Below are 12,490 nucleotides of genomic sequence, written 5' to 3'. Positions count from 1 at the left end.
TTTCTCAATTTATTTTAAGTCAGAAAAAACTGCCTGTGAAAAAAGACTTTTTTACATATCAAGCTCAAACCACTCCCCACCCACTCGCTTTGGAGATTTCTCATGCAGAAGGGAGTTATATCTATACGACAGATGATAAGTCTTACCTTGACTTTATTGCCGGTGTTTCTGCTTGCAGTTTAGGACACAGGCATCCCAAAGTAATTGATGCAATTAAAGAGCAATTAGATCGGTACCTGCATGTGATGGTGTATGGTGAGTTTATACAGGAAACCCCGGTTCAATTAGCCAAATTACTCGCAGCTAACCTACCGTATCCGTTAGAAAAAACATATTTAACCAATTCCGGAACCGAAGCGATAGAAGGAGCGCTAAAACTAGCCAAACGGGTAACCGGTAGAAGCGAACTTATTGCAGCAAAAAATGCATATCATGGTAATACTATGGGTTCTATGAGCGTCATGGGGTTTGAAGAACGCAAGCAAGCGTTTAGACCCTTACTTCCCGACGTATCTTCAATTAGCTTTAATAATTATGATGACATTAACCGCATTACGGAACGTACAGCTGGTGTTATCCTGGAAACAATACAAGGAGGCGCCGGTTTTATTGTACCACATCATGAATACCTTAAAAAAGTAAAACAACGTTGTGAAGCAGTGGGAGCTTTGCTAATTTTAGATGAAATTCAACCCGGGTTTGGCAGAACCGGTAAATTATTTGGTTTTGAACATTATGGTATAATTCCAGACATTCTGGTAATGGGTAAAGGTATGGGAGGTGGTCTTCCTATAGGAGCCTTTACAGCTTCTAATGAGCATATGAGCACGCTACAGGATCGTCCAAAATTAGGTCATATTACTACATTTGGCGGAAATCCGGTAATTGCAGCAGCAGCCTTAGCCACCCTAAAAGAAATAACAGAGAGTGACTTAATGTCAGCTACTTTGGAAAAGGAAAAATTATTTCGTTCCCTCTTAAAACACCCCTTGATTAAAGAAATCAGAGGTATTGGGTTGATGTTGGCCATCCTAACCCCTACGGCAGAAATTGCAAACCAGGTTATCCTGAAATGCAAAGATGAAGGGCTACTTTTGTTCTGGTTACTTTTTAAACCAGCCGCTATTCGCGTAACCCCCCCGCTCACTATCTCCAACGAAGAAATTGAAATAGGTTGTAAGCAAATTTTGCGCGTTATGGATTTAATTTACAGCGAAACGGAAAGCCTTTAAATATTAAAAAATACTACTTGCCAACTTCAATTTATTCAACTTAATTACACGTATCTTTGCAGCTGCTTTTTTGGTAAACTTTTACAGTTATTTATGGTATAGCTTTTGTTAATTAGTTTGTTAAAAACAATTAATTTTTACGCTTCATAGAGACAAATACATTTGTACATTTATTTGGGTAGAAATTAGTAATGCTTAAATTTATTTTTGAGAGCGAAATAAAAAAGCGTATCTTCATATATCACACAAGATGATATACTTAGAAAATACTATATTATATCGCGATCATCCTAAATCAGGCACAATATTATATGTGTATGAAATTTAACCACGAAGAAGAAGAAGATAATTTCTCTATAACGCGATACGAATCAATGTTGAGATCCAACGATCTCAAGTTTTTTGACTCAGATGAATTTGAATCTATCATTCATCATTACCTTGAAAACGGTAAAATTGCTAAAGCTAAAAAAGCGATTTCTCTAGGGCTCGCACAACATCCATCATCGGTAAATCTAAAATTGTTACAGGTTGAAGTGTTGGTGTTTGAAGACCGCTTAGATAAAGCTGACATACTCTTAGCACAATTACATGCCATTGAACCTGAAAATGAAGAAATTTATATTCAGAAAGCAAATATTTTATCAAAACAGAATAAACATAAAAAAGCAATCTCATTGCTGCTTAAGGCACTTGAGTTTACTGATGAGACTGCGGATATCTATTCCCTCCTGGGTATGGAGTATTTATTCTTAGACGATTTTGAGAATGCGAAATTAAATTTCATGCAGTGCTTAAATAATGACGACGAAGATTATTCTGCTCTGTACAACATTATTTATTGTTTTGATTTCTTGGATCAACACACTGAAGCTATTGAGTTCTTAAATAACTTTTTAGATAAAAATCCATATTGTGAAGTTGCCTGGCATCAGGTTGGTAAGCAATATTATGATCTAAAAGAATTTGAGAAAGCATTGGCTGCATTCGAATTTGCTATCATAAGCGATGAATACTTTATCGGTGCTTACCTTGAAAAAGGAAAGGTATTAGAGAAGCTAAAACGCTATAACGAAGCTATAGAGAATTACCGAATCACTTTAGAGCTTGATGACCCCACATCCTTTGCACTACTTCGCATTGGTACATGCTTTGAAAAATTGGGTAATGAAGAGTTAGCCATTCAGCATTTTTCTCAAACTGTACATGAGGATCCCTTATTGGATAAAGGATGGATTGCTATTACCGATTTTTATACGCGTAAGAAAAACTATCAGAAAGCTTTATATTATATCAATAAGGCTATTCATATTGATAGTGAAAATGTATTATACTGGAAACGGTACGCCAAGATTAATAACAGACTTGGTTTTTTTGAAGAAGCAGAAAATGGTTTTAGAAAAGCACTGGAACTAGGAAATTATGAATTAGAAACCTGGTTAAATCGTTCTGATATTTTACGTTTCCTTGGCGAATCTGAAGCTGCTGTTCAAAATTTGAAACAGGCTATCGAATTTTATCCTGAAAATGCAGAAGTTCATTATCGAATTGCAGGTTTGTTTTTTGAAAATCAGGATTTTGAAAGTGGTGAAAAACATTTACGGGAAGGTCTGGATCTTGATTATGAATATCATATTGTTCTAGAAGAATTATATGATAAAATATATGAACTCCCTTTAGTTAAAAGGATTATCGCAGAATACGAGCATATCTAAATTACTAAAAATACTATTGCAAAGGTAGTCTGAAGACAACGTCTTGAGACTACCTCTTTTATTTCTTCAAACTTTCCAATTTAGTACCATTCAGCTCTAGATTTCCATCAAAAAATACATACATTTGTTTGGATTTACCTTAAAAACAAACAAGAATGCGTAGAAGTCTCAAGGACTATGTAGTTATTTCATTAAAAGGAATTGCAATGGGTGCAGCAGATGTAGTTCCCGGGGTTTCAGGAGGTACCATTGCATTCATTTCGGGTATCTATGAAGAATTGATCGGTACCATAAGTAATCTCGATTACGGCTTCTTCAAATTATGGAAACAAGAAGGCTTATCCAGTTCTTGGAAACATTACAACCTTTCCTTTCTTACTGCTTTGTTTATTGGAATTGCAATAAGCATTCTATCGTTGGCCAAGGTTATAAAATGGTTGATGGTAAATGAACCTCTTTTTTTATGGGCTTTCTTTTTTGGATTGGTCCTAGCGAGTATTTTCTATATAGGTAAACAAATCTCAAGATGGCAAATAGTTACCATTGCCAGTCTAATTGTGGCTGCTGTGGGTTCTTATCTAATCACATTGGCAGAGCCTATGGCTTCACCTGATAATAACTGGTATTTACTCTTTTGTGGTTTTATTGCTATCATAGCAATGATACTCCCTGGGGTTTCGGGTGCCTTTATCTTATTGATTCTAGGAGCATATCAAACTTTTATAGACATTTTAAATGAATTAAGAAAGGGACTCACCTCGTTGGATGGAGAATTGTTGTGGAGTGCGTTTTCACGATTAGGGATCATTGCAATAGGTGCTATAGCGGGGCTTAAAATATTTTCAAAAATGCTCAACTGGATGTTCACTCATCATAAAAATATCACATTAGCCATTCTAACAGGCTTTATGATTGGCTCACTTAATAAATTGTGGCCGTGGAAAAAGGTTATTTCTTGGCGTGAAAATTCTGAAGGTCTATCGGTACCTCTTGTCGAAAAAAGTATTAGTCCGCTGCAATTTAATGGTGAAGCCCATATCGTATGGGTTATTGGTTTTATGCTTATTGGTTTTTTGTTGATTCTCGGACTAGAAAAAGTTGCTAATAACAAACAGGTGTAGCGAATGCAACAAAGTACACGAACTTTTAGCGATAAGTTTTTTTTGGTCATCAAAGGACTAGCCATGGGTGCCGCTAACAAGGTTCCGGGAGTATCCGGAGGCGTGGTTGCTTTTGTGGCAGGATTTTATGAAGAATTTATTTACTCCTTACAAAAAGTAAATTTCAAAGCGTTTAAACTATTCGTCAATTTTAGATTTAAAAGTTTTTGGAGATATATCAATGGTCGCTTTTTAGGATTGTTGGTATTAGGAATGCTAATCAGTTATTTTAGTGTTTCAAAAATTCTCGATTACCTTATCGTTCATTACGAACTCTTTGTGTGGTCTTCATTTTTTGGAATGATCATAGGCTCGATTTACTATATACTCAAGGATTTTAATGAATGGAGTCGTCGTAACATATTTCTGATTCTAGTTGGAATTATGGCAGGTATAGCTATTAGCTTGTTGGAACCTGCACGGGAAAATGACAATCTTTGGTTCGTGTTTTTTTGTGGTATAATTGGCGTTTCCGGGATGACGTTGCCTGGCCTATCCGGGTCCTTTATTTTAATATTACTTGGTAATTATGTCCTATTACTTGTGGATTCTGTAAACGCCCTTTATGATACTATTGCCGACATCGTACAATGGGATTTTTCTTTTCTATATGATACCGCACGTATTCGCCTTCTAAAAGTACTTGTTGTTTTTAGTTTGGGTTCTATAACAGGTCTGGTAACGCTCTCCCATGGGTTAGGCTACGTTCTGAAGCATTATAAAAACGCTACTTTTGCCGTAATAATTGGATTTATAACCGGATCGTTGGGAGTTGTATGGCCATGGAAGAATAAAGTCTTCAAACGTGACGATTTGGGTAAAATTCTCACAGATGGAAATGGTAATCCTATTTTAGATAATTATGATCGCTATCTTCCGGATCTGTATTCTGTAGAAACATATATTGGTTTGGTCTTTATATTTTTAGGGATCGGATTGGTTTTATGGCTAGAATGGTACGGCAAAAAGACATTACAACATCGTTAATATTATGGCAAAGATCTTTGGCCTTATTGGTAAAAATATTGGGTATTCATTTTCCAGAAAATATTTTTCAGAAAAGTTTAATCAGGAAAAACTACCATTTCAATATGATAATTTTGATATTCCCAACATTGATAACGTTCCTCAACTTCTGACAATTAAGAATATCAGCGGATTTAATGTAACCATTCCCTACAAAGAAGCAATTATACCGTACTTAGACCAAATTGATCCTATAGCCAAAGCCATAGGGGCAGTTAATGTGGTTAAAATAACCAAAGAAGGGAAAACCAGAGGATACAATAGTGATCATTACGGATTTTTAAATTCTTTAACTCCGCACCTCCATCCCGGCAACACTTTGAGTGCTATAATTTTGGGTACCGGCGGGGCTTCAAAAGCTGTTAAGTACGCTTTAGACACACTCACCATTTCGTATACTGTGGTATCCCGAAATCCTTCAAAAAATCAACTTTCGTATAATGATATCGATGAGGAGACACTCCAAAGACATAAACTTCTTATCAATACCACACCTCTTGGGACATCCCCAAATATACAAGCTGCACCAAACTTGCCTTATGCACACTTGACCGCTAATCATATTCTTTATGATTTAATCTACAATCCCGAACGAACCACTTTTTTGAAACATGGAATACAGAAAGGAGCGACGGTAATTAACGGAAAAAAAATGCTTATACTTCAGGCAGAAAAATCTTGGGAAATCTGGAATTCATAAACGAATACCCTTCAATTTCAATTCTAAATTACTAGCGTAATTACTCAAATGCCCATAAATCCTTTGAGTTTTTAGTAGATGTTAGTATCTTAGTGATGCTTTACGCACTGATACATAAAAAAATATACAATGCCGACACACGACAACCTGTCTAAGACAGATGGAACTAAAGAAGAGAAGACTACCAAAGAGATCGTTGCCACCACTGATGCAACACCCGCGTCTTCATCGAATGACGATGATATCACTGTATCAGATAGTCAAACAACATCTGACGAACAGACAACTTCCCAACCAGAATCATCTCAAGCATTAGCGCAAAAAGATGATACGAATATACAAAATGAGATGGATGATGCCGTAGCAGAAGATAGTGAGGACGAGACAACTCTCGAGCGACATTCTATTGAAAAGAAGGATTATCACGCCATGAGTAAGGAAGAATTAATCAACGAACTCAAATCATTGGTTAAGACCGAAAAAATACAAGCCATCAAAGAGCATGTAGATGAAATTAAGGCAGAATTTGATGCGAAATTCAATGAAGAATCAGATCATAAAAAAGACGAATTTTTAGCTGAAGGAGGTGACCTTATAGACTTCTATTACTCTACTCCACTAAAGAAAGAATTCAACTCGGTTTATTTTGACTATAAGGAAAAGAGAAATGCTTATTATCAGAATCTTAAAAAGGATCTACAATCCAATCTCAATAAACGTCTTGAAATCATTGAAGAATTAAAAGGTCTTATTAATGTTGATGAGAATATAAATACCACTTACAATCACTTTAAAGAAATTCAGGAAAAATGGCGTAATGCGGGACCAATACCCAGAGATGAATATAACACCATCTGGAACACCTATCATCACCACACTGAAAACTTTTACGATTTTTTACATCTTAACCGCGAATTTCGTGACTTAGATTTTAAGCACAATCTGGAGCAAAAATTGAAAATTATTGAAAGAGCTACAGAACTTGCACAGGAAACTGATATTAATCGTTCGTTTAGAGAGTTACAACTCCTCCATAAAATGTGGAAAGAAGATTTGGGTCCGGTAGAAAAACAATATCGCGAACCTATTTGGGAAAAGTTTAGTGAGCTTACCAAGCAAATTCACGAAAACAGACAACGTTATTTCAAGGAAATCGATAAAGTCTACGAGAAGAATCTTGAAGAGAAACACGGTATTATTGAAAAAATACAACAAGTAGCAAGCGATACGCCTTCCAACCATTCGGGATGGCAAACAAAAATCAAAGAAATCAAAGCATTACGGGACGCCTTTTTTAAAGCAGGCAAAGTTCCTGCGAATGTTAATGAAGCGACTTGGGATGCATTTAAGTCAGCAGTCAGAGCGTTTAATAGAGATAAAAATGCGTTCTATAAAAATCTCAAAAAAGATCAATTCGATAATCTCAAAAAGAAAATGGAATTGATCAAAATTGCCGAGGACAATAAAGATAGTGAGGACTTTCAGGCTACAACTCCTCTTATGAAAAAGATTCAGACGGACTGGAAAAAAATAGGTCATGTTCCTAGAAAAGATAGTGACCGTATCTGGAAACGTTTTAAAAATGCCTGCAATTTTTACTTTGATAGAATAAATGCACAACGTAAAGAGGCGAATAAAGAAGAGGAAGAAAACTACGAGGCTAAGAAAGCTAAGCTAGAAAACCTCAAAAAGCTAAAATTATCAGGAACCGTAGCAGATGATCTCAAAACCATAAAGCAACATATTGAAGAGTGGAAATCTTTGGGAAGAGTTCCATACAATAAGAAACAAATTGAAGCTGACTATAATAAAGTGTTGGATGGACATTTTGAACAACTTAATTTGACTAAAAAGGAGACAGAACTCATCAAATATGAGAACAAGTTAAATGCGCTGGCTAGTCAAAATGATGATCGCGGTCTTGCGCAAGAACAAAGCTTCATTCGCAAAAAGATTGATGACGTTCGCGGCGAAATCAGACAACTTGAAAATAATTTACAATTCTTTAAGCATACCGAGGATGATAATCCTATGGTTATCGATGTTAAAAAGAACATTACAAAACATCATGAAACATTAGAGGTCTGGAAATCAAAATTAAAAAAAATCAAACAGTTATAAACTGCTAACCGCCCAACTACTTTCTGTAATTGGGCGTTTTTTATAACCCAATCCCGATATGCATGCAATGCACACTCTGTGACGGTCAAACAGTACATTTTTGCGTTATCTCCTCACGTGATTATTATCGTTGCACGATGTGCGATGGTGTTCAGTTAGCCACACAACAACGGTTATCACCCGAAAAAGAAGAGAACCGTTATACGTTACATAAGAACGATATTAACGATACAGGTTATCAAAAATTTGTAATGCCATTAGTAGATGCAATTAAAAAAAAACATTCTGAAAATGATATAGGACTCGATTTTGGTTGCGGTACAGGTCCAGTGATAGCTGAGCTACTTCTAACAGCCGGATACGATATAGAAAAATATGATCCTTTTTTTGCTCAGGACTATAGTGTTTTTGAACAGACTTATGATTTTATATTTTGCTGCGAAGTTATTGAACATTTCTATAGCCCTAAACAAGAATTTTCTTTGTTGCATACACTTTTAAAACCTGAAGGGAAATTGTATTGTAAAACTAATCTCTTTCTTCCCTCTATAGATTTTAAAAACTGGTGGTATAAAAATGATAGCACTCACGTCTTTTTTTATAGCAAAGACACAATAAAATATATTAAGCAAGCTTATAACTTTTCAAGTGTATGTATAGAAAAAGAATTTGTTGTTTTTGAGAAATAACTATAGTTTCTTAGCTTCTTCCCAAAAAACATCCATCTCTGCCAATGTCATTTGATCCAGAGATTTATTGAGTTTTTTTGCTTTCTGCTCAAGGTATTGAAAGCGTTTGATAAATTTTTTATTAGTACGCTCCAGTGCATCTTCGGGGTTGATTTTTAAAAATCTCGCATAATTAATCATGGAGAACAAAACATCCCCAAACTCAGCTTCCATCTTGTCAACATTATTCTCTGAAACCTCTTGTTGAAGTTCATTGAGCTCTTCTTTTACTTTTTCAAAAACCTGTTGGGGCTCTTCCCAGTCAAATCCAACTCCTGCCACCTTATCTTGTATACGACCGGCTTTAACTAGCGCCGGTAAGGACTTTGGCACCCCTTCAAGAACGCTCTTTTTTCCTTCTTTTAATTTTAGGTTTTCCCAATTACGCTTAACGTCTTCTTCATTTGCGACTTCGACATCTCCATAAATATGGGGATGACGATGAATTAGCTTTTTACGAATGCTATTTGCTACATCTGCAATATCAAAAGCATTAGTTTCACTTCCTATTTTAGCATAAAAAATTATATGGAGTAAAAGATCACCTAATTCATTCTTGACTTCCTCCAGATCATTATCCAGTATGGCATCTCCCAATTCGTAGGTCTCCTCGATAGTAAGATGTCGTAAGCTTTGCAAGGTTTGCTTCTTATCCCACGGACATTGCTCCCGCAGTTCATCCATGACAGTTAATAGCTTATCAATGGACTTGAGTTGTTCGGATCTTGAATTCATACACTTTTTATAACTGAACGTTTTGCATTATTTGTTGTGCAGCTTTGAACTCACTAATCATTTGATCTACAATCACTGCTGCAGGTTTAATGTCATGAATTAATCCCGAAACCTGACCAATTTCTAATTCTCCTTCTTCCATATCCCCTTCAAACATTCCTTTTTTGGCTCTTGCTCGTCCAAGTAATGTTTGAAGTTCTTCTATCGTAGTCCCCTTGCTATATAATGCATTCACGTCTTCATAGAATTTATTTTTTAATAATCTAACAGGTGCTAATTCTTTCAATGTAAGTTGGGTATCACCTTCTTTGGCTTCAACCACACGTTGTTTAAATATAGGATGAGAAGATGCTTCTTCACTGGCAACAAAACGACTTCCTACTTGAACCCCATTAGCTCCCAAAGCCATAACAGCAAACATTGCTGCCCCTGTGGCAATCCCTCCGGCAGAAATTAAGGGAATACTTATTTTTTCTTTTACCATTGGTATAAGTGCTAAGGTGGTAGTTTCATCGCGTCCATTATGTCCACCTGCTTCAAATCCTTCAGCCACTACAGCATCCACTCCTGCATCTTGCGCTTTTAGCGCAAATTTTAAGCTACTTACCACGTGGACCACTGTAATCCCCTTTTCTTTTAAAAATTGCGTATAGGTTTTTGGATTACCTGCGGATGTAAAAACGATCTTAACTCCTTCTTCGATTATAATCTGAAGTATTTCTTCCAAATTTGGATATAGCATAGGAACATTAACCCCAAAAGGATTCTCTGTAGCCTGCTTACATTTTTGAATATGTTCTCTAAGAACATCAGGATACATAGAACCTGCTCCTATTAATCCCAATCCACCGGCATTACTAACTGCACTGGCTAATCGCCACCCGCTGGCCCAGATCATTCCGCCTTGGATTATTGGATACTTTATATGGAAGAGTTCTTTTATCGTTTGCATAGACTTTAATTGTTTTATTCAAAAGACTCAAATATCAGCATAAATTATCTTGAACGCTAATTTTGAAAAAGTAGTTTCGCTATTTGATGTTAAGAAATTACACCGGAACCTATTAATTCATCGTCCCGATACCAAGCTACAAATTGTCCTTCGCTAATAGCACTTTGTGCATTTTCAAATACTACATATAAACCTGATGAAGTTTGGTGTAATGTAGCTTTTTCTAGCGGTTGACGGTACCTGATTCGAGCCATTACTTGCATGGTTTCACCTTCTTGTAGTGTTAGATCTTTACGCACCCAATGTACTTCATCATTAGTTACGATTAAAGCAAATCGATATAATCCGGGATGGTTTTTACCCTGGCCGGTATAAATCGTATTGGTGGTTACGTCAGTTTCTATTACAAATAATGGTTCTGGGGTGCCCCCTACTGCCAGTCCTTTACGCTGTCCTTTGGTATAATAATGGGCTCCCTGATGTTTCCCTACTATTTTCCCCTGATCGGGATGATAGCTAAATTTTTCTGCTAAAACTTCCAGTTGAGTTTTATCGGATATTGTATTTGATTCAGACTTTACAAAAACTGGATCATCTGAAGCTATTTCGATTATATTTCCTTCTTTCGGCTGTAATTTTTGTTGTAAAAATTCCGGTAAACGAACCTTGCCGATAAAACATAAACCTTGTGAATCCTTCTTATCAGCTGTTATAAGATCTTGATTTTTTGCAATTTCGCGAACCTCTGATTTCAATAATTCCCCAATAGGAAAAAGCGTTTTTGATAACTGCTCCTGCGATAGTTGACATAAAAAATAGGATTGATCTTTATTAGAGTCTTTTCCTGCCAGCAAACGGTGAACCGGAACATCATCTACTACTATTGTATCCTTACGACAATAATGCCCGGTTGCTACATAATCTGCACCCAAAGACATGGCTATTTTCATGAAAACGTCAAACTTAATTTCCCGATTACATAGAACATCGGGATTAGGTGTTCTGCCTTTCTCGTACTCATGGAACATATAGTCCACTATACGTTCTTTATACTGCTCACTTAAGTCAACAGTTTGAAACGGAATTCCAAGTTTCTCTGCTACCAACAAAGCATCATTACTATCATCTAACCAGGGACATTCATCTGATATGGTTACAGAATCATCATGCCAATTCTTCATAAACAATCCAATAACCTCATACCCTTGCTCTTTTAAAAGATAGGCTGTTACGCTTGAATCTACACCGCCTGATAAACCTACAATAACTCTTTTCATTTTTTCTACATTCAATCTGCAAAAATAATAATTAAAAAAGCAATGCCTAAGCATTGCCAGAAGGTTTTATCTATCTTGATATATTAAGATCTTATATTATTTTGCGCGTAAAGGAAATGTTTTTTGTTCAGTTAATTTACCATCCTTATAATAATTCCAGATGCCATCCTTACGATCATATTTGTAACTTCCTTCTATGAGTAAAATACCTTCGGGATCATAATATTTAGTAAGTCCATGCAATTGATCGTTTTCATAAGTGAATTCTTTTATGAGAGCACCTTGTTCAGAATAAATGAAACGGCGACCTTCTCTCTTTCCATTTACGTAAGTCACGCGCTCTGTAAGCTGACCATTCGGAAAATAAGTAAGTTGTTCTCCATCTACCTTATCATTTTTATAAAATTCGGTCATCATGAGCTTATCAGAATTATTGTGATAATATTCCCATCTTCCTACTCTTTTTTTGTTTAATAGTGTCCCCTTACTCATGAGCCTTCCTTTTTGCGAAAAATAGCTAATATGTACGGTATCCGTTTTCTTTGAAAATACCTTAATAGCTGTGGGTGTGTTTCCGCTACTGGGCTTGTAGAATTTAAATTCCCCTATTTCTTTTCCATGCTCAAAATTTCCCTCATAACGTAATTGTTTTGAATTCTCATACGCTTTTTGCCATTTCCCATGTCGCTTACCATCTGCATCGTACAGGTTATAACTTTGGGCGATACTTGTGGCTGAGGTCATTAACAAAAAAGAAAATATAAAATAGTATTTCATACATTAAAAACTTTATTTATCCGTATTTCAAAAAATATGCCAGCAGCAAATTACTACATTTTTAAAT

General features: G+C 35.9%; 11 protein-coding genes. 7 read left to right on the top strand and 4 right to left on the bottom strand.

What is annotated here, in order from left to right; translation table 11 throughout:
* The first annotated feature begins 35 nt into the window (after window positions 1-35).
* The 7 genes from BD809_RS14490 (at window position 36) to BD809_RS14460 (ending at window position 8,643) form a co-directional block, all read left to right on the top strand.
* Window positions 36-1,232: an aspartate aminotransferase family protein gene (locus BD809_RS14490; protein WP_148783700.1), complete on the top strand. Its 1,197-nt coding sequence runs from the start codon at window positions 36-38 to the stop codon at window positions 1,230-1,232.
* 317 nt (window positions 1,233-1,549) lie between these two features.
* Window positions 1,550-2,947: a tetratricopeptide repeat protein gene (locus tag BD809_RS14485; RefSeq protein ID WP_148783699.1), complete on the top strand. Its 1,398-nt coding sequence runs from the start codon at window positions 1,550-1,552 to the stop codon at window positions 2,945-2,947.
* 155 nt (window positions 2,948-3,102) lie between these two features.
* Window positions 3,103-4,068, top strand: coding sequence for a DUF368 domain-containing protein (locus BD809_RS14480; RefSeq protein WP_148783698.1), 966 nt, complete (start codon window positions 3,103-3,105; stop codon window positions 4,066-4,068).
* A 3-nt stretch (window positions 4,069-4,071) separates the two neighbouring features.
* Window positions 4,072-5,094 (top strand): DUF368 domain-containing protein, encoded by a 1,023-nt coding sequence (locus BD809_RS14475; RefSeq protein WP_148783697.1) that lies wholly within the window; start codon window positions 4,072-4,074, stop codon window positions 5,092-5,094.
* 4 nt (window positions 5,095-5,098) lie between these two features.
* A complete protein-coding gene (locus BD809_RS14470; protein ID WP_148783696.1) occupies window positions 5,099-5,833 on the top strand; it encodes a shikimate dehydrogenase family protein in 735 nt (244 codons plus the stop codon).
* Between the two features lie 129 nt (window positions 5,834-5,962).
* On the top strand, window positions 5,963-7,954 hold the full coding sequence (locus BD809_RS14465) for a DUF349 domain-containing protein (protein ID WP_148783695.1): 1,992 nt from the start codon (window positions 5,963-5,965) through the stop codon (window positions 7,952-7,954).
* A gap of 62 nt (window positions 7,955-8,016) precedes the next feature.
* Entirely contained in the window at window positions 8,017-8,643 is a 627-nt protein-coding gene (locus BD809_RS14460) for a class I SAM-dependent methyltransferase (RefSeq protein ID WP_148783694.1), read from the top strand.
* On the opposite strand, the gene mazG is transcribed toward BD809_RS14460, so the two are convergent.
* From mazG to BD809_RS14440, 4 genes are all read right to left on the bottom strand, one after another.
* Complete coding sequence (gene mazG / locus BD809_RS14455; RefSeq protein WP_148783693.1) at window positions 8,644-9,417, bottom strand: nucleoside triphosphate pyrophosphohydrolase; 774 nt, start codon at window positions 9,415-9,417, stop codon at window positions 8,644-8,646.
* Window positions 9,418-9,424: 7 nt separating this feature from the next.
* On the bottom strand, window positions 9,425-10,369 hold the full coding sequence (locus tag BD809_RS14450) for an NAD(P)H-dependent flavin oxidoreductase (RefSeq protein ID WP_148783692.1): 945 nt from the start codon (window positions 10,367-10,369) through the stop codon (window positions 9,425-9,427).
* Between the two features lie 89 nt (window positions 10,370-10,458).
* Window positions 10,459-11,646 (bottom strand): tRNA 2-thiouridine(34) synthase MnmA, encoded by a 1,188-nt coding sequence (gene mnmA, locus BD809_RS14445; RefSeq protein ID WP_148783691.1) that lies wholly within the window; start codon window positions 11,644-11,646, stop codon window positions 10,459-10,461.
* A 96-nt stretch (window positions 11,647-11,742) separates the two neighbouring features.
* Window positions 11,743-12,423 carry a toxin-antitoxin system YwqK family antitoxin gene (locus BD809_RS14440; RefSeq protein WP_148783690.1) on the bottom strand — a complete coding sequence of 227 codons (681 nt, stop codon included), beginning with the start codon at window positions 12,421-12,423 and terminating at the stop codon, window positions 11,743-11,745.
* Window positions 12,424-12,490 lie beyond the last annotated feature (67 nt).

Origin of the sequence: Aquimarina intermedia, assembly GCF_008124785.1 — a bacterium.
GTDB lineage: Bacteria > Bacteroidota > Bacteroidia > Flavobacteriales > Flavobacteriaceae > Aquimarina > Aquimarina intermedia.
Note: the sequence above shows the minus strand (reverse complement) of the source record. Positions and strands in the feature narration are given on the sequence as shown.

Bases quoted from the DNA above. Each gene is read 5' to 3' on its own strand.
- BD809_RS14485 (WP_148783699.1), top strand. From the start codon at position 1,550: ATGAAATTTAACCACGAAGAAGAAGAAGATAATTTCTCTATAACGCGA.
- BD809_RS14480 (WP_148783698.1), top strand. From the start codon at position 3,103: ATGCGTAGAAGTCTCAAGGACTATGTAGTTATTTCATTAAAAGGAATT.
- BD809_RS14475 (WP_148783697.1), top strand. From the start codon at position 4,072: ATGCAACAAAGTACACGAACTTTTAGCGATAAGTTTTTTTTGGTCATC.
- BD809_RS14470 (WP_148783696.1), top strand. From the start codon at position 5,099: ATGGCAAAGATCTTTGGCCTTATTGGTAAAAATATTGGGTATTCATTT.
- BD809_RS14465 (WP_148783695.1), top strand. From the start codon at position 5,963: ATGCCGACACACGACAACCTGTCTAAGACAGATGGAACTAAAGAAGAG.
- BD809_RS14460 (WP_148783694.1), top strand. From the start codon at position 8,017: ATGCAATGCACACTCTGTGACGGTCAAACAGTACATTTTTGCGTTATC.
- mazG (WP_148783693.1), bottom strand. From the start codon at position 9,417: ATGAATTCAAGATCCGAACAACTCAAGTCCATTGATAAGCTATTAACT.
- BD809_RS14450 (WP_148783692.1), bottom strand. From the start codon at position 10,369: ATGCAAACGATAAAAGAACTCTTCCATATAAAGTATCCAATAATCCAA.
- mnmA (WP_148783691.1), bottom strand. From the start codon at position 11,646: ATGAAAAGAGTTATTGTAGGTTTATCAGGCGGTGTAGATTCAAGCGTA.
- BD809_RS14440 (WP_148783690.1), bottom strand. From the start codon at position 12,423: ATGAAATACTATTTTATATTTTCTTTTTTGTTAATGACCTCAGCCACA.